This window comes from Aurantiacibacter gangjinensis (assembly GCF_001886695.1).
GTDB classification, from domain to species: domain Bacteria; phylum Pseudomonadota; class Alphaproteobacteria; order Sphingomonadales; family Sphingomonadaceae; genus Alteraurantiacibacter; species Alteraurantiacibacter gangjinensis.
This window is the reverse complement of record NZ_CP018097.1, coordinates 239,087-264,676: the sequence shown is the minus strand read 5'-3', so window position 1 is coordinate 264,676 and position 25,590 is coordinate 239,087. Positions and strand designations below refer to the sequence as shown.

Sequence of the window (25,590 nt, the reverse complement as noted above, 5' to 3'; positions counted from 1 at the left end):
GGGCGTGCCCGCCGTTGCGGTAATCAGGCGACAGCGCGTAGCACGTGGAAGCCTTTGTCGTTCATTACGCCGACCACGCGGTTGCGCCCGTCGGTCTTGGCGCAATAGACGGCCTGGTCGGCGCGCCGGATGGCATTGCCGATTTCCTCGTCTTCGCCACGCTCGTGAAAGCCGACACTGGCTGTGACAGTGACAGCGGATAGCACGCCGTCGAAGCGCAGGCCGGCGATGGCAACGCGTGCGGCGCTCGATAATTGCGAGATGGCGGCCACGTGGTCGCGGTCCAGCAGAATGACGAATTCCTCCCCGCCCGTGCGGCAGACCGTGCCAAGCTCTCCGAACAATTTGTTCAACTTGCTGCCGACCTTGCGCAGCACCTCGTCGCCCGCATCGTGGCCGAAACTGTCATTCACGCGCTTGAAGTGGTCGAGGTCTACGGCAATCACGCCGCCAACGGACAATTTGCCGGCCGCATCCTGCGCATTCACGCGTTCCAGCCGTCGGCGATTGGCGAGGCCGGTCAGCGGGTCGATCTCGCTTTCCTCCATGCGCAGGCGCACGATGTCGGAGCCAATGGTCATCATCAGCACGATGCCCACCGTCATACCCATCAGCGCGCTGGCGGAATGGAAGGCGATATTGAGGCCGTTGTAGAATTGCTGGATGGCCTCGGCGCTCTCGCCGATTGGCGTGATGTAGATCACCACGCTGCGACCGACATAGGACAGGCAGGCGAGCGCGATGGCGGCAAACGCGATAAGGTCCACCACGGACTGGCGACGGTAGCGCCACAGCGGCAACAGGCCGGACGCGATGATGGTGGCGCAGGTGGCCTGTACCAGCACGCCGCGCAGCCAATTGGGCGGCGCCCATGGCATGTTCGGCATCACGTAAATGGACGCCAGCACGAATAGCGCACACGCCCAGGCGGGCGCGTTTTTGCCGTGACGAGAGAGAAATGCCTGCACCATGATCAGTAGCGGCAGGAAATGGGTGGCGACGGTGAACCACGACACCCAGCGATCCCCGCCCGGGTCGCGAAGGCCGTCCACCAGAATGCTGACGAAAGCGACGAAAAACCCGAGCGCCGCCCAGCGAGCCGCGATCAGGCGGCGATCCACGAACGCGATCACGATCAGCGCTGTCGTAAACAGCGCGTACATCGCGGGAATCAATATAAAAAAGGCGCTCGCACCGGACATCGCGCAAACCTAGCGCGATATCCTTGCCAACCGCCTAAGGAATGGGCCGTATTGGCGGCTTCAATCCTGCCGCTGGGCGGTGAAGGGCATGGTGCCCATCATGCCGGCCTTGATCGTGCCCGTAACCGCATCGCCATCTACGGTGGCTTCGCAATCCAGCGTCATCGGCATCGGCATGCCCATTTTCATCTGCCAGGTCAGCGTATCGCCTGTGATGACGCCGTTCTGCACATCCATCGTGCCCATGCCGCCCGAAAGCTGCCCGGTGAAGGTATTGCCGCTTTCGTCGGGGACGACCGTAAAGGTGCCGGTCTGCTCGCCCATCGGGCTATTGGCGACGAAATCGTAGGTTCCACCCACATTGCTCATAGTCGTTATCTCCTTATGTGGGCGATGCCTTACAGGCTGTCGGCGTCGATATAGGTGACCGGCATGCCCAGCGCTTCAAGCTGCGGTTCGACAACGCTGCGGTCTCCGATCACAACGACGGTGAAGCCGTCGGGTTGCAGGTAGCGTGCAGCCGCGGCATTGATGTCGCCTGCATCCACCGCTCCGTAGAGCGCAGGCAGTTGCATTTGGTAGCGGATGTCGCGGCCTGCATTCTGGTTGCCCAGCAATGCGCCCAGCACCTGTCCGTTCGTTTCGTAACGGTTGGGCAGGTTGCGGATATTGCCATCGGTCACGCGCTGCAATTCCACATCATCGACCGGATCGGTGGCCGGGAAGGCTTCCATCTGGTCGAGCACGACGCGGATCGAATCGGCCGTGCGATCGGCCTGCACCTGCGTTTGCACAACGATGTTGCGCGGGCCGTTTCGCATCGGAATTGACGAGCCGATGCCATAGGTCCAGCCGCGCGTTTCGCGCAGATCCTGGTTGAGGCGCGAGAGGAAGCCCGAGCCGATCACTTCATTGGCCAGTTCCAGCGCTTCCTGTCCCGGCTCCCAGCCCGAAAGCGGGGTTATCCGGCCCATCATCAAATAGCTGGACGGCGAATTGGGCCGGTCGACAACCACGATCTGCGTCTGTGGGGCGGGGGTCGCCTGATCCACGGTCTTGGCGGGAACGGCGGTGCCATCCGATTGCCAATCGCCGAAGCTGGCTTCGAGCGCCGCGACCAGCTCCTCCATCGTCACATCGCCGACCACGGTGATGCGCGCGGTTTCTGGGCGGATCCACTCGGCATGTTCAGCGGCGAGGTCTGCCGCGCTCAGGGCTTCGACAGCGGCCGCGTCACCGGCGGTGGAGGCGTAGGCGTAAGGGTGAGCCTCGCCGAAGATCAGTGGGCCGAATGCGCGGCTGGCCATGCTTCCCGGGCTGGAGGTTTCCTGCGCGATGGCGGCAAGGCGCTGGCTGCGTACACGCTCCAGCGCGTCGGCCTCGAAAGCGGGATTGCGCACGATATCGGCCATCAGGTCCAGCGACGCGCCAAGGTTCGGGCTGAGCGTGGTGAGGCTGGCCGTGCTGCTTTCGGCGCCGGCATTGACGCTGATCGACGCGCCGAGCGTTTCGGACTCTATGGCAATATCGAGCGCACTGCGCGTTTCGGTGCCTTCACTCAGCATGTCGATCATCGTTTCATGCGTGCCATAGGCGCCAGCCGGATCGACGACCGACCCTGCATCGAACACCATGGCGAGCGAGACCTTGGGCACCGAAGTCCGGCGCGCAAGGAAGACGGGGATGCCGTTGGAGAGCTCCGCCCGCTCGACTTCGGGGAAGGTAAGTTCTCCGACAGGCGCAGGTGTGGGCAGGGCGATTTCGGGCCCGGTGCGCGTCACCTCGAAGTCGCTGCCGGTATCGGGTTCGGGCGCGGGATTGAGATGTTCATCGCCCCAGCCGCCCATCATCGCGCCGTCCAGCGTGCGTTCTCCGGGCACGATGGTCAGCGTGTAGGCCGGGCGCGAGAGCCAGCGTTGCATCGCGGCGCGCACATCTTCGGGCGTCAGCTCGGCCATCCGCTCCAGCTCGGTGCGGTAGAAACCGGGATTGCCCGTGTAGAGCATGCCTTCTGCCAGAATCGAACCCTTGCCGCCAAAGCCGCCGATCCGCTCCAGCCCGCCGATCAGGCTGCTGGCGATCTGCGTCGTCGCGCGGGTCAGCTCGTCCTGCGTGGGTCCTTCGGTCAGCATGCGATCATATTCGGCATCCATCAGCGCCATCGCTTCTTCGCGGGTCGCGTCCGGTCGTACCTGCACGAAACTCTGAGCAAAGCCGATCTGCTCGTAAGCCTGGTAGCCTGCGCTCACGCTGGTCGCGACTTCCTCTCCGCGCACCAGCGCATTGTCGAGGCGCGAGGAATTGAGCCCGCCGAGAATGTACATGCCCACTTGCAGCGGCACGGCGTCGGGATGCTGCATGTCCGGCCCCGTCCATGCGCGCACGATCAGTTCCTGCGGCACCTGGTCGGTCATTTCGTCGTAGATCGGCTCCGCCAGCGTCACCGGCTGGGCATCGAACTGCACCACTTCGCGGCCTTCGGGAATGGCGCCAAACCAGCGTTCGACCATCGGGCGCGCCGTCTCGGCATCGATATCGCCCGTAAGGGCGAGCACGACATTGTTCGGCCCGTAATTGTCGATGAACCATTGGCGCACATCTTCGAGGCTGGCAGCCGAAAGGTCGGCCATCGAACCGATCACCGAGTGGCGGTAGGGGTGGCCGACAGGCAGCAGGCCTTCATTGATGCGATAGCTGAGCAGGCCATAGGGCGAATTGTCACCCTGCCGCTTCTCGTTCTGGACCACGCCGCGCTGGTTATCGAGCCGCTCCTGCGTGACCGCGCCGAGCAGATAGCCCATTCGGTCCGCTTCCATCATCAGCGCGAGGTCGAGCGCGCCGGTCGGCACCGTCTCGACGTAATTGGTGCGGTCGTAGCTGGTGGAACCGTTCGTGCTGGTCGAGCCGGCGGCTTCCAGCGGAATGTCGAAATTCTCCACATTCTCGCTGCCCGTAAACATGATGTGTTCGAAGAGGTGGGCAAAACCGGTGCTGCCGCGCGGTTCGTGCTTGGAGCCGACGCGGTAATAGACCGTCACGCCGACCAGCGGGCTCTTGCGATCGGTGTGGACGATGGTGGTGAGGCCATTGTCCAGCGTGAAGGTCTCATAGGGAATGTCGACCGCTGCGATCAGCTCGTCTAGCGATGCGGCGCCTGCCTGGTCCGGCTCTTCCGCCGCCATGGTGGCGACGTGTGTTCCGGTATCCATGACCGGTGCGGGAGCGGTGGTGGCGCAGCCGGCCAGAGCGATGGCGGCAGCAGGAGCGAGCGTGCGAAGCGCGAGAGTCCATTTCATGGCGCGCAGGCTTAGCATGGCGCGCCCAAGAAGGAAGCCTGTTTGCGCGGCGCTCAGTCAGGGTGCCTATTGCGCTGCGGATCGCACCGAATAGCGGCGGCTGGCATTGGCGAGCACGTCCTCTCGCCAAAACCACACCGGCTTCAGTTCGTGATCGACAAAAAGCTGCATCTGGTCGGTATAGTGCGGGCTTTCCGGGCGGGTGGTTGCCGCGCCGAATGGCTGGATGGATTGCGAGCGCACCCGCTCTCCCGGCGCCCATTCCACGAACTGGATGAAGCTGTCGCCATGGCGCAGCGACAGGCGGCCATCCTCGTCGATATCCCACAGGGTCGAGGCGCGCAGCGTGTCGGAGCCGCCATCCAGCGGCAGGTCGACATCGCCCTGGCGCAGGCGCAGCACATCGCCCAGCGGCGGGTCGAGGCGGCCGAAATGCTCCATCAGGTGCTCGGCAGAGCGTTCCAGCTCTTCGCGCGCGTCGGGTATCTCTCCGCTCTGATAATCGGCGCGCATGAACGGGCGGATCATCAGCAACGCCAGCGCGTCCGCGCCGCCATCGCCGTCTGCATCGAGATCCCATCCGCCCAGCAGGCCCTGCGCGCGGTGCAGCAGCGTGCCGTCTTCCAGCTCCAGCGCTGCCACGCTGTCGAGCATGGCAGCGACATAGCCTTCGCGATCATAGGCGGTATCGTATTTGATTTCTTCCAGCCGCCCTCGGTCGATCACGCCGGGCAGGCTCATCAGCCGCGCCGCGCGGCGGGCGCGGTTGGTGGAGCGGGTTTCGATGCCGAGGACGGGGCTGTATTCCGCCGGGTCCAGATCGCTGCCTTCGCCTGCCGCGCTGAAGGGCGTGTTGTTCGCATTGAACAGCCAGCCGCTTTCGGGATTGACGATCTGCGGCAGCTCCTCGAACGCGACGGGCCCCTGCCAGATCAGATCGCTACGGTCTCCGGGAAGCACGCCGCGCCAGTCCGGACCTTCGACACGGTCGGGGATGGCGGCATTGTAGAAATAGCCGATATTGCCCTCGGCATCGGCATAGACGAAATTGGTGGAGGGGATGTCCATCCGCGCCAGGATTGCGCGGAATTCCTCCAGCGAGCCGGCTTTGTTGAGGCGGTAATAGGCATCGAGATTATCCAGATTGTCGATCCCGCCATAGCGGATAGCGAAATAGCCGTCGTCATTCTTCACCACCGGACCGTGCACGCTGCGATAGACGGTTTGCGGCACGGGCAGGTCGAACGGCCCCATGGCGACACCGAGCCAGACCCTGCGGCTTTCCAGCGGCAGCCATTCCCCGTCGAGCAGGTAATTCTCGCCAGCTTCGTCCACGGTCAACTCGTACACATCGACCATGTCCGGCACGTTCACCGTGTTCGTCCAGCCAAGGTCGGGATTGTGGCCGAGGAAGGGAAAGGGGCTGCCGGGAAAATTCGCGCCCGCGAAATGCCAGCCTTCCTCGCTTTGCACGACCAGTTCATACCACGCGACGCCGCCGCGCAGCGGCTGGTGGCTGTTGGAGACGAGCCGCGTGACATCATCGCCCGATTTCTCCGGCGCGATGGCAAAGGCATTTGAGCCTGCGTGCTCGCCATCCTCCCCCATATGCAGGGGTAGGGCGGCGAGCGGCGGGCCGGGCTCGGGATTGCGATCCTCGCTATCGACCAGCGGACCGATCGTATTATTCAGGCCGAAGAAGAATGGCTGGCGCAATGCAAAACCGGCCGCGACATCCTCTCCATTCACCGGGAACAGGTTGCGCAGCTTCACCTCGCCTGCATTCTCTTCTGCAAACTGGTTGAGGCCGACGGCATAGGCGTTGAACAGCTCTTGTGTGTCTTCGGGTAGCCGGGTGAATTGCCGCTCTGCCGTGCCCCGCGCATCGAGCAGGTGATAGGCGTAATCCACCTGTGCGCCTTCCTCGCCCGCAATCGCACCATAGCGCCCGCGGGCCATGGCGATCACATCCTGCAGCGTTGAGAAATCGTCCTCGGCATGGGCGATGGCGACCCCGAAAGCGACATCGGCATCGGTCGCGCCGTAGATATGCGGCACGCCGAAATCGTCGCGCACGATCTCTGCCTCGTAAATGCGGCCGGCGGTCGGCGCTTCGCCTGGCCGCGCGGCCAGCGGCTCCCATACCATCAAGGCAATGGCGACCAGCACAAGCAGCACGACAAGGCCGATGCCGATGCGTTTGAAAGTTCTTTGCATACTCTGGGTGGGCCCTCACTCTTCCTGCCCGGCCTCTCATACAAAGTCGGGGGAGCTGGGCAAGGCGGCGGTATGTTAACGGAAGGTCCGGCGCGAGAGGGCTATGACCGCAATAACAGCCAGCAACAGGCCGGTGCCAAGTCCAATCTACGCATCTTGTGGATCGCCCTGCGCGCCTACGCTCCGCAGCGTTATCACCCATGGGACCCATGCGGCCTTATCCGTGCCTGTCATGAGCACTGCCAAACCCACTAGGGTGCCCGCTATGCCCACCGCGAGTGGTACGACGAAATTGGCAAACCGCATGGCGACCCAGAACTGGATTGCCACGATCGCACTGGCTGAGGCAAGCAAACGCATGGCAGTTCGCGCCACGTCGGCGAATTGCGGATCGCCCCTAGGTGCGATGCCCAGAATGGTCCCGCCAGCCCATGCCACGCCATAGGCGTACACGAAAACAAGCACCGTCATTCCGGCGACTGTTGCGGCGACAACGACTAGCTTCGCGAGGAAAATCCGCCATCGGGCGAAGGGCTGGGTCAGGACATGATCCCAACTCTTCGCGCGATGTTCCACCTGCGCAACCAGCGTGCAGAAAGTTGCTACTGCCATCGGCAAAAGAAACTTTGCCCATAGCGGCATGATGAATTGCCCGATCACCGATGCCCAGGACGGACTTGCGCGGTGGGCGATCAGGGCAAGCAGCACTAGAAGCGCCGTAAGCCCGGGCGTGACGAGAGCGAAGAGAAGGGCAAGGGAGCCTCGCAGCTTGGCAAGTTCCCAGCAGACAAGACGCATCACGCGGCGGTCCTCTCATTTTCCACGGCGTCAGCCGATTGCCGGTACAATTCTTCCAGCGTCAGCCGTTCGATCTTGATCGTGAAGACCGGGATCCCGGCTTGTACCAGCGCTCGATTGACGGCAGCACAAAGCGCGGCGGCGTCGTCGCGGGGGCGCAGCGCGATAAAGAGCGTGTCGGCATCGCCCCCTTGAACTCTGCGATCAAAACCGCCGGCGAGCGCCGCGGCCCTGGCTGGATCGCCCACCTCCAGCACAATCCGGCGTCCGGACCCTAGCAAATCGCGTAGCGGCCCTTGCATAACCAGTGTGCCGCGCCGAAGCAGACCGACTGTGTCGGCCACTTGCTCCACCTCTCCCAACAGGTGGCTGGAGACGAATATCGTGCAATCCATCCGGCTGGGAAGTTCGCGAATAAGGAGGCGGATGTCGGCAATGCCATCGGGATCGAGGCCGTTCGTCGGTTCGTCCAACAATAATAGTTTCGGCCTCCCCAAAAGGCTGCGTGCAAAGGCGATGCGCTGACGCATGCCGAGCGAGTAATCCCGCACCGGCCGATGGGCGTCCTGCCGCATGTCGACTAGCTCAAGCACGCGTTCTACCTCGCTGTCCGGCAAGCCGAGCAGGCGGCAAGCCATGGCTAGGTTCGCGCGACCGCTTCGATGGTCATACAGGGCCGGGCCTTCGATGAAGCTACCTACCTGTCGCAGCAGCTCAAGCCCGGCTGCGCCAAGCGAGCCGCCGAGCAGTCTGACCTCGCCGGCATCGGGCGCAAGCAGACCGAGTAGCAACCGCATTGCAGTTGTCTTGCCTGCGCCATTCGGCCCCAAAAAATCCGTACACACCCGATGGCGGCACATGCATATCCAGCGCCCGTATTACGGGCTTGCCTCCGAGCCGTTTTTCCAATCCTCGCGTTTCGATCGCCGCGTCCACTCGGCAGGCCTCCGCAATTTAAGTCTTGCTTAAATTAGCATGGACGATAGATTTAAGTCAAGCTTAAATTCCGGGAGAGTCATCAATGGAAGTTTTGCGAGGGTATGCGCGATTCGTCGCAGTGGCGGCGAGTGCCTGCGCGGCGCTTCTGGGGTTTTTTCTGATTGTCGAGGCGGTGTTAATCGTCGGCGGCTGGAATGCGCCTTCGTTTTGGACGATCCGTCGCCTTTCCATGATACCCTATACGCTGGCAGTTTGCGGGATAGCATGGGGCGCCTGGGCTGTTTCTCGCGGTATAACGCTGTGGGCTGCCCTGCCTCGTTTGCTGGGACTGGTAGGTGTCCTGCTAGCGGTCGGCGGCTTTCTCGATCTCACCGGCACATCGTTGATATCGCGCATACTCTGGCCGGAGACCTACCAGTCTATCGGCTATTTCGATCCGTCCTATTTCGCCGTCACCATCGTTGGCATGATGCTGTGGCTGGTCGGACGGCTCACTGCCCGCGCGTTTGCCAAGGCCCGAGAACTGGAGGAATTCGTCTGATGCCGGTAGCCGTCACGCTCGACAATATGCTCGAAGAGCGCGGGCTTACCGGAAAGGACCTGGCAGCCCGCATCGGAATAAGCGAAACGCAGCTCTCGCTGTTCCGCTCGGGGAAGGTGCGCGGTCTGCGTTTCTCGACATTGTCGAAAATGTGCTTCGTTCTTGAATGCACGCCAGGCGAGTTGCTCGATTACCATGCTGATGTGCGCGATATGGAGGCATGAGGCTGTATCATTCTACGGCGGTATGAAAATTGCCGTCCAACGCCCTTGTGTGGCGCAATGGCAACACTATCTGGCGTTAGAACCGATCTTTAGGGGCAAGGCATGAACCTCGACAAATTCACCGATCGCGCGCGAGGCTTCCTCCAAAGTGCGCAGACCGTCGCCATCCGTAATTCGCACCAGCGCATCAGTCCCGAGCATATCCTTACGGCTCTGCTCGAGGACGAGGAAGGCATGGCGGCCGGCCTGCTTCAGCGCGCAGGGGGCAACCCAGGTCGCGCGGTGCAGGAAGTGGATGCTCTGCTGGCGAAGATTCCGGCCGTCAGCGGCGGCGGGGCACAGCAGACGCCGGGTCTCGACAATGATGCCGTGCGCGTGCTCGACCAGGCCGAGCAAGTGGCGGAAAAGGCGGGCGACAGCTTCGTCACCGTAGAACGCCTGCTGCTGGCGATCGCGCTCGCCAAGTCGAGCAAGGCTGGACAGGCGCTGGCGGCCAGCGGCGTTACGGCAGAAGCGCTCAACACCGCGATCAACGAGCTGCGTAAGGGAAAGACGGCCGACAGCGCCAATGCCGAAGCGGCTTACGATGCGATGAAGAAATATGCGCAGGACCTGACGCAAAAGGCCAGGGACGGCAAGCTCGATCCGGTCATCGGGCGCGACGAGGAAATTCGCCGCGTCGTCCAGATCCTCGCGCGCCGCACCAAGAACAATCCTGTCGTGATCGGCGAGCCGGGCACCGGCAAGACCGCCATTGCCGAGGGCCTCGCCCTGCGCATCGCGAATGGCGACGTGCCCGACAGCCTGAAGGATCGCACGCTGATGGCGCTCGACATGGGCAGCCTGATTGCCGGTGCGAAATATCGCGGCGAGTTCGAGGAGCGGCTGAAGACCGTGCTCGACGAGGTGAAGGAGGCCGGTGGCCAGATCATCCTCTTTATCGACGAGATGCATACGCTGATCGGTGCGGGCGCGAGCGAAGGCAGCATGGATGCCTCCAACCTGCTGAAGCCGGCCCTGGCGCGCGGCGAACTGCACTGCATCGGCGCGACGACGCTGGATGAATACCAGAAATATGTCGAGAAGGACGCGGCCCTGCAGCGCCGCTTCCAGCCCGTCTTCGTCGACGAGCCGAGCGTGGAGGACACGATCTCCATACTGCGCGGCATCAAGGAGAAGTACGAGCTTCATCACGGCGTGCGCATCACCGATGGCGCCATCGTCGCCTCCGCGCAGCTGTCGGAACGCTATATCTCCGACCGCTTCCTACCGGACAAGGCGATCGACCTGATGGATGAGGCCGCCAGCCGCATTCGCATGGAAGTGGAGAGCAAGCCCGAGGAAATCGAGAACCTCGACCGGCGGATCATCCAGCTGAAGATCGAGGAGCAAGCACTCGGCAAGGAGAGCGATTCCGCTTCAAAGGACCGGCTTGCCGCTTTGCGCGAGGAGCTGGCCAATCTGGAGCAGCAATCCTCCGAACTGACCACGCGCTGGCAGAACGAGCGCGACAAGATCAACGCCGAGGCGAAGATCAAGGAAGATCTGGATTCCGCGCGCATCGAACTCGAGCAGGCGCAGCGCAGTGGCGATCTCGCCGCTGCGGGTGAACTGCAATATGGCACCATCCCGGCGCTCGAAAAGCAATTGGCCGAAGCGGGCGACATGACCGAAAATGCGCTGCTCAAGGAGGAGGTGACCGAAGACGATATCGCCTCCGTCGTCAGCCGGTGGACGGGCGTCCCCATCGAAAAGATGATGGAGGGCGAGCGCGACAAGCTGCTGCGCATGGAAGAAGAGATCGGCAAGCGCGTCATTGGTCAGGAAAAGGCCGTGGTGGCGGTGTCCAAGGCCGTGCGCCGCGCGCGCGCAGGCTTGCAGGACCCGAACCGTCCGCTCGGCAGCTTCCTTTTTCTCGGCCCCACCGGTGTCGGCAAGACCGAACTGACCAAGGCGCTGGCGGCATTCCTGTTCGATGACGACCAGGCCATGGTCCGCATCGACATGAGCGAGTTTATGGAAAAACACGCGGTCGCCCGTCTGATCGGCGCGCCTCCGGGCTATGTCGGCTATGAGGAAGGCGGTGTGCTGACCGAAGCCGTACGGCGTCGCCCCTATCAGGTGGTGCTGTTCGACGAGGTCGAGAAAGCGCATTCCGACGTCTTCAACGTGCTGCTGCAAGTGCTCGACGATGGCCGCCTGACCGACGGGCAGGGCAGGCAGGTCGATTTCTCGAACACGCTCATCATCCTCACCTCGAACCTTGGCAGCCAGTTCCTCTCCAGCCTCGAGGACGACCAGAAAGTCGAGGATGTGGAGGACCAGGTGATGGAAGTGGTGCGCAGCCACTTCCGGCCCGAATTCCTCAATCGCTTGGACGAGACGATCCTGTTCCACCGTCTGGCGCAAGAGCACATGGCGCCGATCGTCGATATACAGGTGGCGCGCGTGCAGAAGCTGCTGAAGGATCGCAAGATCATGCTCGACCTTACCGATGCCGCGCGCAAATGGCTCGGCCGCGTCGGTTACGATCCCGTCTACGGCGCGCGTCCGCTTAAACGCGCGGTGCAGCGCTACCTGCAGGATCCGCTCGCCGAAATGCTGCTGGCCGGGAAAATTTCCGATGGCGACACAGTGCATATCGAGGAGGGTGACGGAGAATTGCAAATGATGGTTGCGTGACCATACTCGCGCGAAATTAGCCGTTCGGTCACGGGCCTTGTTCAATCATTTCACGATTGCAGTTGCGATTGAAACCATCTGTCGCGACCTCGGCAAATCTGTGGGAATCCGGCCACAACTTTAACTATTTGCCCTGCGTGCGCGGACAAGTGCGATTGAGCCTTTGACAAGGTTACAGTTACGTTGCAGTCATTGCAGTCCGAAGGGGTCGGGTCTCCTTTTTTAATCGCTGCTGAATGATTCGTGTGCTGTGAAAGCGGCCATGCGGGGCGATTGATTTCAGGGATCTCGACTTCAGACTGAGGACTGGAGTCACAATGAAAAAACTGCACAAAACCTATCTGACCGGATTGGCCGCATCGGTTTCGATGGCTGCCATGCTGGCTGGCACCTCCGCCTACGCGCAGGACGCGGAAGATTGCGACCGAGACGAAGACGGTGAATGCGTTGCCGACGGCGTGTTCAACAACGATCCCGATGACGAAGTTACTGTTGACGATACTGGCGCCACCGGCACCGATACTGATCAACAGATCATTGTTACCGGTTCGCGTGTTCGCCGCGACACCTATTCCAGCATCTCACCGCTGCAGGTTACGACCACGGAGATTCAGCGCGACGTCGGTAACTTCGATGCGGCACAAATTCTTCAGCAGTCGGAATCCGCTGCCGGCCAGCAGATCGACGCGACCTTCCAGGGCTTCGTTCTCGATAACGGCCCGGGTTCGCAGACGCTGAACCTGCGCGGCCTTGGCCCAGAGCGTACGCTGCTGCTAATCAACGGCCGCCGCCTCGCGCCGGCCGGTGTGGAAGGCGCGCCTACCTCACCGTCCATCAACCTGCTGCCGACGTCGCTGATCCAGCGCTACGACCTGCTGCTGGACGGCGCATCCTCGGTTTACGGTTCTGACGCCGTGGCCGGTGTGGGTAACGTAGTCTTGCGCACGGATATCGACGGTTTCGAACTGTTCGCTTCGGGTAATATCAACCCCGATGGGGGCGGCGACGACTACACGATCTCGGGCGCATGGGGCACGACCTTCGACCGCGGCTTCTTCGGCATCGGCGTGGAATACGCAAAACGTGACGAAGTTCAGCTTCGCGACCGTCCTTTCCTCGCCGGATGCGACACCAACTATGAGATCGATCAGAACGGCAACATCCTGACTGTCGATGTGGCCGACAATGCAGCCGTTCTTGAAGCGTCCGGCGGTGCCGTTCAGGTTCGCGAAGACGCCTGTAAGATCGGCGGCATTTCCGGACGTATCTTCAATCCTTTCAACTTCTCGGGTTCGATCTATTTCCAAGCCGATGGACAGGGCAACTTCCCAGGCTTCCCGGATTTTCCGTTTGCTGACTCGACAGATGCTGCTGGTAATGAGCTCGACTTCAATAACGACGGTATTCGCGATGTCGATTTCCGCGATGTGAACACTAATGGCGCGAATCTCGACCAGACGTTCATTTCCGAACAGGACTTGTACAATGTCATGGCATTCGGCGAGTACAGCTTGGGCGGCGACGCCAATCTGACGCCGTTCTTCGAGGTACTGTACAGTCGTGCGGAAATCAGCTCGCCGAATACAGGTGTGCCGCAGCTTTTCCCGAGCGTGCCAGATCTCAATCCGTTCAACCCGTGTAATATCGATACCAACCCGGACGGAGTCGATTGTCGTCTGATCGATAATGCAATTAACAACACCATCATCTATAGTCCTACTGGCGGAAATAACGGTGCCCGGTTCTCCGGGTTCAGCCTTCCGGTCCAACCCATCACCGCGATCCGCGGTGACCGGAACAATTCCGAGGTTACGCAAGAACAGTATCGCGGCGTGCTTGGTCTCCGAGGCGACTTGCCGTTCATTGGCGATACATGGTCGTTCGAGGCTTCGGGCGTTTATTCGCGGTCCGAAGGTGTTTCTGTTCGCCGCGGTATTCGTGAAGACCGTCTGGCACTTTCACTCGGTCTCGACCCGACCGCCGATTACAATGGCGATGGCGTTGTCGATAATAATGGCGACGGAATAGCGGACGATTACGACAACGGTGTGAACGTGTTTGGCGCGTTTGGAGATCCGTTGTTTGTCGGTGTCTGTAACACGGGCGCTCTTGCAAACCCTGATCTCGCTGCACCCGATCTAACTCAGGGTTGTGTTCCGGTGAACCTTTTTGCGCCCAGCGCACTCACCGGCGCTATTGGAGACCTCGAGACGCAAGCAGAGCGGGATTATTTGTTTGATACCCGTCGGGTCGACACGACTTACGAGCAAATCGTCTTGTCCGCCTACGCAACCGGCGATCTCATCGAGTTGCCTGCAGGCCCTGTAGCACTCGTCCTCGGTGCCGAGTTCCGTGAAGACTCGATCAGCACCACGCCGAACTTCCAGGCAGTGAACGGTCTGTTCTTCGGCTTCTTCCGCGATCTTGGCACCAATGGCTCGAAGTACATCATCGAAGGCTTCGGCGAGCTCGACGTGCCGGTGTTCGACAATGATGAGTTCGGTCGCCTCGACTTGAACCTGTCGGGTCGTCTGTCCGAAGAGGAATTCTATGGCACTGCTTTCACTTACTCATTAAAGGGTGGCTACCGTCCCGTGCCGCAGGTGCTGTTCAAGGCATCCTACGGCACCTCCTTCCGCGCTCCAAACCTGCGTGAGAACTTCCTCGGTGGCATTACCGGCTTCACGACAGTGACCGATCCATGCGCGGTGCCGGGCGTTGCATTCCAGCCGTTGAACGGTGGCTATCAAGCGAACCTTGATCCTCGTGACCAGACCATTCTGGACATCTGCGTGCGAGAAGGCCGAGATCCTACGTCGGTCGGCATCAATGCCGGTGGTACGAATACGGCGACCGGATCGTCGATCGAAGTGGCGCAGACAGGTTCGTTGCTGCTGGAGCCGGAAACGTCGCGATCCTTCACCACCGGCGTTGCCATCTCCGAGGGGTTCGGCGCATTCGATCTGTCGTTCAACTTCAACTATTACTCGATCATCGTTGAAGATTCGATCGCAGGCGTGTCGGCGCAGTTCTCGGTCAACGAGTGTTATAATGCCGATCGTCCGATTGGTGATCGTAGCGTCTTCTGCGACCAATTGAGCTATTCGCCGGGAGAACGCCAGCTGATCAATCAGGCGTTCCCGTTCTTCATCAATCAGGACAAGGAAACGGTGCGTGGTATCGATCTGAACGCCAGCCTTGGTTGGGAAACGCCGCTTGCTGGTGATACACTCGATCTCGGTCTCACGCTGCAGGCGAACCACCTGATCGAGCGTAGCACGCTCTTCCTCATCGACCCGGATAACCCGGATTTCGAGGACAATACCGGCGAGTTCGGCTTCCCGCTATGGACCGGTCGTGCGATCTTCTCTGCCGCCCTCTCGGACTTCGTGTTCACCTGGCAGACCCGCTGGATCGGTGAAACCGAACAGGCCGCTGCCGGCATCGATCCGCTCTCCGATGCATTCGGCAACGGTCCGGACGGAAATCCGACGGGTTTCCTTGCCGACACCTGCACCGGTGGTGGTTCGCCGAGTGGTGTTGTCGAAGGTGACGGCGTGTTCTGCCGCGACGTCGGCTTTGCGGATGATTACTTCGTCCACACGCTGTCGCTGCGTTACGACTTCAACGATGATATCACGCTCCGCGCCGGTATCACCAACGTGTTCGACGAGGCTCCGCCGCTCATCGACACCAACGAAGTATTCGGCATCTCCAACACGCCGATCGGTAATGGTTACGACCTCAACGGCCGCGAGTTCTTCGGCTCGATCAGCGTTCGCTTCTAAAAAGCGGATCGCCTAGCGACACAAGAAGGCGGCCCCCTGGCTTCGGTCAGGGGGCCGCTTTCTTTTTGCGCCCTGCGCGCCGCGCTCGCTTGACGCCAGCGGTAACCGCCCTAGGACCGCGACAAAGCCTGTCGCAAAGGAGCTAATATGCAGATCGACACTTCCATCGCCGCTATCGTAACAGGCGGCGCATCGGGACTGGGCGAGGCGACTGCGCGAGCTCTGGCCGCCAAAGGCGCGAAGGTTGCGTTGTTCGACCTGAACGAAGAGCGCGGTGAAGCCGTCGCGGCAGAAATCGGCGGCGTGTTCTGCAAGGTCGATGTGTCTGACGAGGCCTCCATCGAAGCGGGCTTCGCCAGAGCGCGTGAAGCGCATGGGCAGGAGCGGGTGCTGGTCAATTGCGCCGGCATCGCCACGGTCGGCAAGACCACGAAGCGCGACCGGGAGACCGGCGCAATCAGCCATCTACCGCTCGCCGCCTTCGAGAAGACGATCCGCATTAACCTCATGGGCACGTTCAACTGCATGGCGAAGGCTGCCGCAGGTATGATCACGCTCGACACCGTGGGAGAGTATGGCGAGCGCGGCGTCATCATCAACACCGCATCCGTGGCGGCGGAAGACGGGCAGATCGGCCAGGTCGCCTATGCTACTTCAAAAGCGGGCGTCAAAGGCATGACCCTGCCTGCCGCGCGCGACCTGATGGGCGAGGGCATTCGCGTGAACGCGATTCTTCCCGGCATCTTCCACACCCCGATGATGGATGGCCTGCCGGAAAAGGCGCAGGTCGCACTTGCGGCGTCAGTGCCGTTCCCCAAACGTCTCGGCAGGCCGGAGGAATACGCCAAGCTCGCCTGCTTCATGGTGGAAACCGAATATATGAATGCGGAAACGGTGCGGCTCGATGGCGCCATCCGCATGCCTCCGAAATAGGCGCTGGCGGGAGGGATACACGGCATGGCTGAATGGCATATCGGCGTGATCGGCGGCTCCGGCCTGTATGAGCCGGGCAAGCTGGAAGACGTGCAGGAAATAGCAGTCAACAGCGCGTTTGGCGAACCCTCAAGCCCGGTGCTGACCGGCACGCTGCACGGGGTGAAGTTCACTTTCCTGGCACGCCACGGGGCAGGGCATACGCGCTCTCCCAGCCATGTGAATTACCGCGCCAATGTCGATGTGCTGAAGCGCTGCGGCGTGACCGATATCCTGGCGATTTCTGCCATCGGCAGCTTGCGCGAAGAATTTGCGCCGGGCGATTTCGTTGCCGTGGACCAGATCATCGACCGTACCGCCGGGCGCGAGCGCAGCTTCTTCGGCGAGGGCATCGTCGCGCATGTTCCGTTGGCCGATCCGGTCTGCCCGCGCCTGTCCGACCTTGCAGCGAAAGCTGGCAAGAAGGCGGGCGCGACAATGCATGATGACGGCATTTATGTCGCCATCGAAGGCCCGCAGTTTTCGACGCGCGCGGAAAGCCACCTCTATCGTGACTGGGGCGCGAATGTGATCGGCATGACGGCCATGCCCGAAGCGCGCCTCGCCCGCGAAGCGGAGCTGCCCTATGCTCTCATCGGCATGGTGACGGATTACGATTGCTGGCGCGACAGCGAGGAGGATGTCGATGTGACCGACATTCTCAAGGTGATGAAAGGCAATGGCGAAACGGCGCGAAAGATGCTGGGCGAGCTGGCGAAGGCGCTGCCCAAGTCGCGCAAGGCCAGCCCGATCGATACGATCCTCGACGTCGCCATCGTCACTCCGCGTGAGGAATGGGATATCGCGGCAGCAGCGAAGCTCGATGCCGTCGCATCCCGCCTGATCGATCTCTTCCCCGCTCCGCAAGGCTGAGCAAGCGCGCTTGCAAAAGCGGGCAAAGCGCAACAGGATGGTTGCGTATGCAACCGACCAGCACGCTTTCCCGCTTCCTGCCCTACCAACTCTCGCTCGCTTCCAATGCGGTAAGCGGACGGATCGCCATAGAGTACCGCCAGCGTTGGGGGCTCAGCATCCCGGAATGGCGGGTGATGGCGGTGATCGGCGATGCGGGCGGCATGACCCAGCGCGACCTGACGCGCCGCACGCTGATGGACAAGGTTGCCGTCAACCGCGCCTGCAAGGGTTTGGAGGAGCGCGCGCTGGCGGAGCGCACGCCCAACGAGGCCGATGGCCGTTCCCATCTGCTCGACCTGACCGATGCGGGCCGCGCAATGCATGCCGAGATCATGCCGCTGGCGCGCGAGATCGAGCGGCAATTGTTCGACGGGTTCTCGCAAGACGAGCTGGACCTGTTCCGCAGCCTGCTGGAGCGCGCACGCAGCCGCGCCGAGGATCTGGATGGTGACGATTTCGACCGGCAGTTCGGCCTGAAATAGCTGCCAACCTGCAGGCAGAAGAAAAACCCCGCGCGGATCGCTCCACGCGGGGTTTTTGTTTGTCGCCAGTTTGTCGGCTCTAGCCGCCCGGACCGTCGCCGGAGAAGGCATCGGCAATCGAGCAGGCCGCGGGGCCAAGGATCACGATGAACAGCACCGGCAGGATGAACATGATCAGCGGCACGGTCATGATGGCGGGCAGGCGGGCTGCCTTTTCTTCGGCGCGCATCATGCGTTCGTTGCGGAATTCCGCCGACAGCACGCGCAGGGCGGATGCCAGCGGCGTACCGTAGCGTTCGGTCTGTACCATCGTCGTCACCACGCCGCGCACGGCATCGAGATTGACGCGATAGGCGAGGTTTTCAAAGGCCTGCCGCCGCTCTGTCAGGAAGGACAGTTCGATTGCGGTCAGGGCGAATTCGTCACCCAGTTCCGGATAGGCACGGCCCAGTTCCTTGGCGACGCGGTTGAAAGCGGCGTCCACGGTCAGACCGGCTTCGGCGCAGATCACCAGCAGGTCGAGCGCGTCGGGCAGGCCTTTCTGGATGGCAAGCGTACGCTTCGATGCCGTGTTGGCCAGGTATATTTCCGGACCCTTGTAGCCCACGATGACGAGGGCGGCGAAAGCGAGGAAGCGCTTGGTCGGCCCCCAATCGGGGAAGGTGTCGGTCCAGTACAGCACGATCACACCGATCAGGCCCAGCACGACCGGCAAGATCATGCGTGCAAAGATGATGACGACGGCCATTTCCTTGTTGCGGAAACCGGCTTGCGCCAGCTTCTGCTGGATCATCTTGACCTGGCTCTCCTGCAGCACTTTCATGCCTTCGAGAGTGTCCTTCACCTTGTCGGTGGTGTCGGATCGGCGCGTCAGGCTCTGGCGCTTGCGCGTGGACTGCGTCAGCATACCGGTCTTCAACTCGGCACGGCGATCGTTCAGCGCTTTCACGCGCTTGGCCATCGGATCTTTCACTGTGACCGCAGCATAGATAGCCATGACGGTGGCTAGCGCAGCGATGCCCGCCAGAATCGAGCCGACGAGCAGGACGTCGACGCCGAGAAGCGTAGGGCCGGACGGGGGAGCGATGATGAACATGGTTTTTCTCTCTCCTCCCGATCAGATCTCGAAGCTGACCATCTTGGCCATGATGAATGCGCCGATGCTCATCCACACAAGGCCGCCAAGGCCGGTCACGATCAGGCGATCGTCGATGAAGAAGCCTTCGAGGTATGACGGGTTGACCCAGTAAACGAGGCCGAAAACGATGAAGGGCAGCGAGCCGACAATATAGGCCGAGGCTTTCGATTCAGAGCTCATGGCCTTGATCTTGAGCTTCATCTGCGAACGCTTGCGCAGCACTTCGGCAAGGTTGGACAGCGTCTCCGCCAGGTTACCACCCGTCTCGCGCTGGATGGCGAGCGTGATGACGAAGAACTGGAATTCTGCCGTGCCCAGCTTGTCGGCAGTTTCCTGGAGGGCTTCCTCCATGGTGCGGCCGATCTTGATGCGTTCGGTCACAGCGCGGAACTCCGATCCCACCGGGCCGGGCACTTCCTGCGCCACCACGCCCAGCGTTTCCGTGACCGGAAGGCCAGAGCGAAGACCGCGCACGAGCAGTTCGATACCGTCGGGAAATTTCGCGTTGAACTGATTGGTGCGGCGCTTGATGAAGAAGTTCACCACCATGTGCGGCAGGCCCAGGCCGATCACCATGCCCACGCCGAGCGCAAGCAGCGGGGAGCCGGACTTCAAATAGAGCAGCGCCGTAATCACGATGGAGAGGCCGAGCGAGGCGTAAATATATTGCGACACCGTCCAGCCCATGCCGGTGCGGTCCAGGCGAAGCATAAGCGCTTCGGTACGGCTGCTGGCCCCGGCGCGCGAGAACTGCTTAGGTTTGCGTGCAGCGATGGCCTTTTTCAGCTGGCTTTCGACCTTGTCGGTCGTGCTTTCCGAATGGCGGTGGCGCACGGCGGTGAGGCGGCGCTGGCTTTCCTTCGCGGGCGATGTCCCGGTGGTCAGCACATAGCCCAGGATCATCAGGCCCATCAGGCCGCCGGCAATCAGCAGGAGTTGAACGATGCTCATGGGCTTCCTTCTTTCACACGTCGGTTTACGATCGGGCGATCGGTGGTGCGACTACCCCGGCAGCCGCGAAATATTGTGGGATCGGCGGGCGACGCTGGGCCGCCCGCCATCTCCCGTGGCCGATTACTCGGCAGGTTCGGCTTCGGCCGGCTTCGACTTCTTCGCGCCGCCAAGCAGCGATTTGAAATCGAAATTGCCGAGCATCGAGCCCTTCTGGCCGGCTTCTTCCAGGCTGGCGCCGTCATCCTCGGCGACGCCTGCAATCATGCTGGCAATCTCGCGGATCGGGTTCACCGTCTTGGAGGATTTGTTGGCCTCGATGAAGGTCTGCCCCAGCTTCGCAGCATTGGCCGCAGCCTTCTGGTCGAAGGTAATCTGGTAGTTGATCTTGCGTTCGATCGAGGCTTCGAAATCGGCCTTGCTGATTTCTGCCGCGCCCGACTGCATCTTGTTGCACACGATCAGCGGATGCGCGGCGGGCGCATTCTGCTTCAGCCAGCTGAGCAGGCGGATCGTGTCGCGGGCCGATGCGAGCGTCAGCTCGGTCACCAGCGTCACGACATTTACATCGGTCAGCAAGTGCGGGAAGTTGATCAGCATGTTGCGCGGCAGGTCGACCACCGTGGTGTCGAAGGCCTGGGCGAACTCTTCCTGCAGCTGCAGGAACGCCGTGCCATCCGTCATCAGCGGCGAGTTGATCGGCGCTTCGGCGGACATGATGGCAAGGTTGTCGTTCGCACGGATCATGGCGCGTTCGATAAACAGGCCGTCGATACGGCTCGGGTTCTCGATCGCGTCGGTCAGGCCGCGACCCGGCTCCAGGTCCAGCGAGAGAGCGCCGGTACCGAAGTGGACATCGAGATCCAGAAGCGCGGTCGAGCGGTTGTGCTCGGCAGCAAACAGCCATGCGAGCGACGTGGCGAGGGTGGATGCACCCACACCGCCGCGCGTGCCAACCACTGCGGTGGACACGTGCTCGTGCTCGCCCTCTGCGCCATCGCCACGCGGTGCGGCGAAGACCGACTGGGCCTGCGTAAGCGAGTCGCGCAGCTGGCTGGCCGAAAGCGGCTTCAGCAGGTAATCGTGAATGCCGCTGGCGAGCAGATCGCGATAGAGGCGCACATCGTTCACCTGGCCGACCGCGATCACCACCGTACCGGGTTCGCAAACCTCGGCCAGGGCATTGATATCGTTCAGCGGATCGCCGCTTTCCGACAGGTCGACCATCAGGATGGCCGGGCTTGCCGAGATGGAGAGCGACTGGATGGCGTTACGCAGGCCACCCTTGTTGCACTTCTCGGGCTGCCAGCCCATCTCGATCACTACGGGACGCAGCACATCGAGCGCAGCCTCGTCGCAGATGAAGGCGGAGAATGGCTCGCGACTGCCCAGCGAACCGGATTTGAATGGCGAGTTCATGCTCAGTTACCCCCTTCGGAAGAGACTTGCGGAAGACCACCTGCACCGGTCGGTTCGGTGTTGCGATAGGTATCGATGGCGCGGTTGGAGGTCATGACGACCGTCTCGCCCGTGCCTTCGGCACCGTCGAGCAGATGCTCGGGATCGGCGACCATGGCGGCAAGGTTGCTGTTCACGGCGCAGCCATAGCCATCCGAGGTGTAATTGCCCTGCTGAAAGCCGTAGCCTTCCGACCAGTCCGGGCAGCCCGGTACATGGGCGGTGGAGCGGGTCACCACCACGCGGACCATGCCGGCTTCGACATAGCCCTGCGTGACGGGCGCACCCTCACTCAGCAGGATACCGTAGCGTGCAGCGACGGCGGCAATATCTTCCTCCGCAGCGGCGCTAGTAACCGAGCTGTCCACGGCGACACGGTCGCCATAGCCGAGGTCGAGCATTTCGAACCAGTCATCGAGGCGGCTCTGTTCGGCCACATCAATGCCGCTGACGCCGGAGCGCAGGTCGAGAACGTAATTGCTGCGTTCGACCACGGGCTGGTTCACGCTGTTGAGCGAGAAGTTGTTGTTTGCCGTGGTGATGCCGCCACAAGCGGACAGCGCCAGGCCAAGCGAGATTGCAAGCGAGGTGCCGGCAATGCGTTTGCTGTTGAAGGTCATGACGATCACTCTCCGTTTGCGATGCTGAAGCCCGGCGTTGCGGCCGCGGCGGTTTCACGTGTGGCGTCGGCCGGAGCTTCACCGCTGGCGACAACGGCGCCGCTCTGGTCGGTCACGCTGACCTGCGGGTTGCCCGGCGCCGGGTTGGCGGCGCGCGGCATCGGACGGCGGGCGCCCGAGGTGCCGGCGGTTTCACGACCGAACAGGAACTGTTCGGCACCCGTCGGCGAAGCGTAGCCATCGGTCGGCAGGTGGATGTCGCGGTCGTCCACCGGCTGCACCAGATACGGCGTGATGACGATCACAAGCTCGGTCTCGCCGCGCTGGAAACTGGTCGAGCGGAAGAGGTTGCCGAGGATCGGAATGTCACCGATGCCCGGAGCCTGCTCGATCGTGTTCTGCGCATTGTTCGACATCAGGCCGGCAATCATGATGCTTTCGCCCGAACCCAGCTCCACCGACGTTTCCGCGCGGCGGATGGTGAGGGCGGGGACCTGGAAGCCGTTCAGCGTCACAGCACCCTGGCTCGACAGTTCGGAGACTTCCGGACGCACGCGGATCGAGATGCGGCCATTGGCCAGCACGGTCGGCGTGTAAGCAAGGCTGACACCGAAATTCTTGTATTCGATGGTGGTCGTGCCCAGACCCTGCGACAGCGGGATCGGGAATTCACCACCGGCGAGGAATTCGGCGGTTTCACCGGATAGCGCGGTCAGGTTCGGCTGCGACAGCGTGGTCACCAGGCCGCGGCGTTCGCCAAGGTCCAGTGCGCCTGCAATGTCGAGGCCGAACAGCGAGCCGACCCCTGCCAGCGTCGTTCCCGGCGTGATGCCGGTGAAAGACGTGCCTTGGCCATCGATGAACTGCGGGTTTGCAGTCGATACCGGGATGGTCGGGTTGAAGTTGGGGTTGGGGATCGGAACCGTCAGGTCACCGAAGCCCGTGGCCGTGCCCGGCGCGAAGAAATCCGGAGCGCGGCCCTGGCCGACGCCGAACTGGAAACCGCCTGTGCCGTCGATCGTCGTCAGGTTCGCACCGATGGAGCGGACCAGCGAGCGGCTGACTTCGGCGAAGCGCACGCGCAGGTTGACCTGCAGCGGCGTGGCCATGCGAAGGCGCGAGATCACATTGGCCTCATCACCTGTAAAGGCCTGTACCAGACGCTCCGCTTCGGAAGCATCTTCCGGAGCCGCGACGGTGCCGGTCAGCAGCACGGTGTTGGTGCCCATGGTGGAAACCTGGATGTTCGCCTCGGGCATGGCCAGCGCCAGCATCTGGTCGATGCTGTCGAGGTTGGAGCCGACGCGGACATTGGCAGACCAAATGATGTCGCCCGCAGCATTGCTGGCGTAGATCGTGGTCTCACCGCCCGACAGGCCGAAGACATAGAGCTGGCGCTGCGAGCGCACCTGTACGTCTGCAATCTGGTCGTTGGCGACGAAGATGTCGGCCATGTTGCCGGGCACCGTCACCAGTTCACCGCGACCGATGGACAGGACGACGTCGTTTGCCGGAGCAACGGTCTGGGCGGCAGCGGTACCTGCAGGCACGGCGACAGCCAGCGGTGCAATCGCGCATGCGGCGCTCAGCACGGTTTTGAAAAAGCGGCTTTTCATGGTTTTGCCCCTCGAAGTTTTCGCAAGTTCAGGCGAAGTTTTCTGTTTTTCCTGGATAGTCATCGCGATCACCGGATCGTGCCCATGCCAAGGTTGCCCACACGGCCACCTTCGCCGGTTGCGGAGCTCTGGCGATCGAGCAGACGGCCTGCCCCCTGTCCCACAGGTGTGACCACGGTGGTCTGCCCACGGGTCACGCGGACCGTCGGACCACTGGGAGCGGCATTGGCTGCCACGCCCGGCGTCATCTGCGGCGTTGCATCGCGACGCGGACCTTCATCGTCCTTGTTGCTGCCACGCATCGGGATCGAGCGGGGCTGGAAGCGCGACACGTCACCGCCGGTCTGGAAGGAGGGCGAACCCACACCTGGACGCGACATGGCCGTGCGCAGCAGTTCCTCTTCCTCTTCGGGCGAGGCATCGTCGGGCAGGTCGATCTCGCCAGCGGCGATTGCGCGATCGAGTTCGGCCTGGTTGTCGGCGATGGAGCGCAGCGTCAGGCTGATCGTACCGATCGTCTGGGCGACGGTGATACGTTCGGCGATACGCGGGGTCACTTCCATCGTCACCGTGCGGAAGGCGCGCACCACGGTGCGGCCGTTCTCGTCGGTGGTGGTTTCGGTCGACTGGTCGGTCGCCAGAACGCGCAGGTTGGTGAGAATGGTTTCCGACGTCTGCATGCTGAGGCCTTCATCGCCCTGCACGGTCTGCGTCAGCACCATGTCCACACGGTCACCCGGGAAGACAAAGCCTGCGACACCGGTACGTGCGGACACCGGAACGGTAACGGCACGCATGCCCGGGCCAAGCGCTGCAGCCAGGAAGCCTCGATCGCCCGGCGATACGAGCGAACCCTGCGTTACAGGCTCACCGGCCGTAATCGGATGGCGGACAACCGTACCCAGGAGCTGCTCCATGTCGGCTTCGCCGTCGATGAAGTAGGCATCCTGCACCAGTTCCTGCGGCCAGAGCTGGTAGGACACGGCATCAGCGGTGATGATCGTGCCGACCGGCAGGCCGCGCTTGGCGACGAGCACTTTGGGGCCCGTGGGTTCGACCTCGGCAGCAGCCTCGGCCTGTGGTGCAGCAGCACCGGCGAACATGGTCCGCGCAGCAAAAGCCGTACCGACCGCGATGATCAGCGCTCCTACCAGCAGAATAAGTTTCTTCTTGTCCATGGTGCGTCAAGCCCCCTTAAATGGTCCTTGCGTTAAGGTTTCCGGTGGTTACGCCGGAATTGGTTAAAATCAGGTTCACTGCACCGCGCCGGCCATCGCCGAAGCAGGTGCGTATACGGTGCCGATGATCCACAGCCCGGCAGCGGCAATGGCCACGCCGTAAGGAATTTTCGGCTTGTATTGATTGCGGCGAATGGCGTGCCATCCCCACACGACCAGCGTCAGCACGCCGCCGATCAGCGCCATCATGATGACAAGGCGCATGAAGTTCGTGGGATCGACCCACAGCGCCAGCGCGGTGAGCAGTTTCACGTCACCGCCGCCCATGGCGCGCATGGCGAACAGCAGCGAGAGCACAGCGAACACCGCCACAGCAAAGCCGAACTGGATCGCGATATCAGGCCACGGGCTCAGCCCGCTGGCAATCCAGAACAGCGGAGCGCCCGCCGCGATGGCGAGGTTGAGCCAATTGGCGATGCGGCGCTCGCGAATATCGGTAAACGCGGCGATAAGCAGCGCGATTGCCAATGCGGCGAGCAGGCCATATTTGAACGGATCGTCTAGCACGGAATA

At 62.1% G+C, this 25,590-nt stretch carries 20 protein-coding genes; 7 read left to right on the top strand and 13 right to left on the bottom strand.

All coding sequences use genetic code 11. The features are described 5' to 3' along the window. Nucleotides 1–23 precede the first annotated feature (23 nt). From BMF35_RS01275 to BMF35_RS01250, 6 genes are all read right to left on the bottom strand, one after another. Complete coding sequence (locus tag BMF35_RS01275) at nucleotides 24–1,175, bottom strand: GGDEF domain-containing protein (protein ID WP_162199212.1); 1,152 nt, start codon at nucleotides 1,173–1,175, stop codon at nucleotides 24–26. An 87-nt stretch (nucleotides 1,176–1,262) separates the two neighbouring features. Next, nucleotides 1,263–1,571 (bottom strand): hypothetical protein, encoded by a 309-nt coding sequence (locus BMF35_RS01270; RefSeq protein ID WP_047006353.1) that lies wholly within the window; start codon nucleotides 1,569–1,571, stop codon nucleotides 1,263–1,265. 29 nt (nucleotides 1,572–1,600) lie between these two features. Beyond that, a complete protein-coding gene (locus BMF35_RS01265) occupies nucleotides 1,601–4,498 on the bottom strand; it encodes a M16 family metallopeptidase (RefSeq protein WP_047006630.1) in 2,898 nt (965 codons plus the stop codon). A 66-nt stretch (nucleotides 4,499–4,564) separates the two neighbouring features. Continuing rightward, a complete protein-coding gene (locus BMF35_RS01260) occupies nucleotides 4,565–6,715 on the bottom strand; it encodes an acylase (RefSeq protein ID WP_173426183.1) in 2,151 nt (716 codons plus the stop codon). A 147-nt stretch (nucleotides 6,716–6,862) separates the two neighbouring features. Further along, nucleotides 6,863–7,513 carry an ABC transporter permease gene (locus BMF35_RS01255; RefSeq protein ID WP_071961147.1) on the bottom strand — a complete coding sequence of 217 codons (651 nt, stop codon included), beginning with the start codon at nucleotides 7,511–7,513 and terminating at the stop codon, nucleotides 6,863–6,865. Beyond that, nucleotides 7,513–8,373, bottom strand: a complete 861-nt coding sequence (locus BMF35_RS01250) for an ATP-binding cassette domain-containing protein (RefSeq protein ID WP_082115613.1) — start codon at nucleotides 8,371–8,373, stop codon at nucleotides 7,513–7,515. Before BMF35_RS01250 ends, BMF35_RS01255 begins: the two co-directional genes overlap by 1 nt. Before the next feature lie 308 nt (nucleotides 8,374–8,681). Here BMF35_RS01250 and BMF35_RS01245 point away from each other — a divergent pair, with 308 nt between their 5' ends. The 7 genes from BMF35_RS01245 to BMF35_RS01215 all read left to right on the top strand — a co-directional run bounded on the left by BMF35_RS01245 (nucleotide 8,682) and on the right by BMF35_RS01215 (nucleotide 18,056). Further along, nucleotides 8,682–8,993, top strand: coding sequence for a hypothetical protein (locus tag BMF35_RS01245; RefSeq protein WP_156172072.1), 312 nt, complete (start codon nucleotides 8,682–8,684; stop codon nucleotides 8,991–8,993). Beyond that, nucleotides 8,993–9,217 carry a helix-turn-helix domain-containing protein gene (locus BMF35_RS01240; protein WP_047006350.1) on the top strand — a complete coding sequence of 75 codons (225 nt, stop codon included), beginning with the start codon at nucleotides 8,993–8,995 and terminating at the stop codon, nucleotides 9,215–9,217. The genes BMF35_RS01245 and BMF35_RS01240 overlap by 1 nt, the downstream gene beginning before the upstream one ends. A gap of 102 nt (nucleotides 9,218–9,319) precedes the next feature. Then, nucleotides 9,320–11,899, top strand: a complete 2,580-nt coding sequence (gene clpB, locus BMF35_RS01235) for an ATP-dependent chaperone ClpB (protein WP_047006349.1) — start codon at nucleotides 9,320–9,322, stop codon at nucleotides 11,897–11,899. 317 nt (nucleotides 11,900–12,216) lie between these two features. After that, nucleotides 12,217–15,687 (top strand): TonB-dependent receptor domain-containing protein, encoded by a 3,471-nt coding sequence (locus BMF35_RS01230; protein ID WP_047006348.1) that lies wholly within the window; start codon nucleotides 12,217–12,219, stop codon nucleotides 15,685–15,687. Nucleotides 15,688–15,834: 147 nt separating this feature from the next. Then, nucleotides 15,835–16,620, top strand: a complete 786-nt coding sequence (locus BMF35_RS01225) for an SDR family NAD(P)-dependent oxidoreductase (RefSeq protein ID WP_047006347.1) — start codon at nucleotides 15,835–15,837, stop codon at nucleotides 16,618–16,620. A gap of 24 nt (nucleotides 16,621–16,644) precedes the next feature. Then, nucleotides 16,645–17,532 (top strand): S-methyl-5'-thioadenosine phosphorylase, encoded by an 888-nt coding sequence (mtnP, locus tag BMF35_RS01220; RefSeq protein ID WP_047006346.1) that lies wholly within the window; start codon nucleotides 16,645–16,647, stop codon nucleotides 17,530–17,532. Nucleotides 17,533–17,579: 47 nt separating this feature from the next. Further along, complete coding sequence (locus tag BMF35_RS01215; protein ID WP_047006345.1) at nucleotides 17,580–18,056, top strand: MarR family winged helix-turn-helix transcriptional regulator; 477 nt, start codon at nucleotides 17,580–17,582, stop codon at nucleotides 18,054–18,056. A 79-nt stretch (nucleotides 18,057–18,135) separates the two neighbouring features. Here BMF35_RS01215 and BMF35_RS01210 read toward each other — a convergent pair whose 3' ends face one another. The 7 genes from BMF35_RS01210 to BMF35_RS01180 form a co-directional block, all read right to left on the bottom strand. Next, nucleotides 18,136–19,146 carry a type II secretion system F family protein gene (locus BMF35_RS01210; RefSeq protein WP_047006628.1) on the bottom strand — a complete coding sequence of 337 codons (1,011 nt, stop codon included), beginning with the start codon at nucleotides 19,144–19,146 and terminating at the stop codon, nucleotides 18,136–18,138. Between the two features lie 27 nt (nucleotides 19,147–19,173). After that, nucleotides 19,174–20,145 (bottom strand): type II secretion system F family protein, encoded by a 972-nt coding sequence (locus BMF35_RS01205; RefSeq protein ID WP_047006344.1) that lies wholly within the window; start codon nucleotides 20,143–20,145, stop codon nucleotides 19,174–19,176. A 123-nt stretch (nucleotides 20,146–20,268) separates the two neighbouring features. Next, the gene (locus tag BMF35_RS01200) at nucleotides 20,269–21,564 is read right to left on the bottom strand and encodes a pilus assembly protein CpaE (protein WP_047006343.1); all 1,296 of its coding nucleotides are present in this window, start codon (nucleotides 21,562–21,564) and stop codon (nucleotides 20,269–20,271) included. 2 nt (nucleotides 21,565–21,566) lie between these two features. Then, a complete protein-coding gene (locus BMF35_RS01195; RefSeq protein ID WP_047006627.1) occupies nucleotides 21,567–22,223 on the bottom strand; it encodes a CpaD family pilus assembly protein in 657 nt (218 codons plus the stop codon). A 5-nt stretch (nucleotides 22,224–22,228) separates the two neighbouring features. Continuing rightward, entirely contained in the window at nucleotides 22,229–23,839 is a 1,611-nt protein-coding gene (locus BMF35_RS01190; RefSeq protein ID WP_082115653.1) for a type II and III secretion system protein family protein, read from the bottom strand. Between the two features lie 68 nt (nucleotides 23,840–23,907). Beyond that, nucleotides 23,908–25,017: a Flp pilus assembly protein CpaB gene (cpaB, locus tag BMF35_RS01185; RefSeq protein WP_047006342.1), complete on the bottom strand. Its 1,110-nt coding sequence runs from the start codon at nucleotides 25,015–25,017 to the stop codon at nucleotides 23,908–23,910. A 75-nt stretch (nucleotides 25,018–25,092) separates the two neighbouring features. Further along, nucleotides 25,093–25,584: an A24 family peptidase gene (locus BMF35_RS01180; protein ID WP_047006341.1), complete on the bottom strand. Its 492-nt coding sequence runs from the start codon at nucleotides 25,582–25,584 to the stop codon at nucleotides 25,093–25,095. Between the last annotated feature and the right edge of the window lie 6 nt (nucleotides 25,585–25,590).

Bases quoted from the DNA above. Each gene is read 5' to 3' on its own strand.
- BMF35_RS01255 (WP_071961147.1), bottom strand. From the start codon at position 7,513: ATGCGTCTTGTCTGCTGGGAACTTGCCAAGCTGCGAGGCTCCCTTGCC.
- BMF35_RS01260 (WP_173426183.1), bottom strand. From the start codon at position 6,715: ATGCAAAGAACTTTCAAACGCATCGGCATCGGCCTTGTCGTGCTGCTT.
- cpaB (WP_047006342.1), bottom strand. From the start codon at position 25,017: ATGGACAAGAAGAAACTTATTCTGCTGGTAGGAGCGCTGATCATCGCG.
- BMF35_RS01265 (WP_047006630.1), bottom strand. From the start codon at position 4,498: ATGAAATGGACTCTCGCGCTTCGCACGCTCGCTCCTGCTGCCGCCATC.
- BMF35_RS01230 (WP_047006348.1), top strand. From the start codon at position 12,217: ATGAAAAAACTGCACAAAACCTATCTGACCGGATTGGCCGCATCGGTT.
- BMF35_RS01195 (WP_047006627.1), bottom strand. From the start codon at position 22,223: ATGACCTTCAACAGCAAACGCATTGCCGGCACCTCGCTTGCAATCTCG.
- mtnP (WP_047006346.1), top strand. From the start codon at position 16,645: ATGGCTGAATGGCATATCGGCGTGATCGGCGGCTCCGGCCTGTATGAG.
- BMF35_RS01245 (WP_156172072.1), top strand. From the start codon at position 8,682: ATGATACCCTATACGCTGGCAGTTTGCGGGATAGCATGGGGCGCCTGG.
- clpB (WP_047006349.1), top strand. From the start codon at position 9,320: ATGAACCTCGACAAATTCACCGATCGCGCGCGAGGCTTCCTCCAAAGT.
- BMF35_RS01205 (WP_047006344.1), bottom strand. From the start codon at position 20,145: ATGAGCATCGTTCAACTCCTGCTGATTGCCGGCGGCCTGATGGGCCTG.
- BMF35_RS01250 (WP_082115613.1), bottom strand. From the start codon at position 8,373: ATGTGCCGCCATCGGGTGTGTACGGATTTTTTGGGGCCGAATGGCGCA.
- BMF35_RS01215 (WP_047006345.1), top strand. From the start codon at position 17,580: ATGCAACCGACCAGCACGCTTTCCCGCTTCCTGCCCTACCAACTCTCG.
- BMF35_RS01225 (WP_047006347.1), top strand. From the start codon at position 15,835: ATGCAGATCGACACTTCCATCGCCGCTATCGTAACAGGCGGCGCATCG.
- BMF35_RS01190 (WP_082115653.1), bottom strand. From the start codon at position 23,839: ATGAAAAGCCGCTTTTTCAAAACCGTGCTGAGCGCCGCATGCGCGATT.
- BMF35_RS01270 (WP_047006353.1), bottom strand. From the start codon at position 1,571: ATGAGCAATGTGGGTGGAACCTACGATTTCGTCGCCAATAGCCCGATG.
- BMF35_RS01240 (WP_047006350.1), top strand. From the start codon at position 8,993: ATGCCGGTAGCCGTCACGCTCGACAATATGCTCGAAGAGCGCGGGCTT.
- BMF35_RS01200 (WP_047006343.1), bottom strand. From the start codon at position 21,564: ATGAACTCGCCATTCAAATCCGGTTCGCTGGGCAGTCGCGAGCCATTC.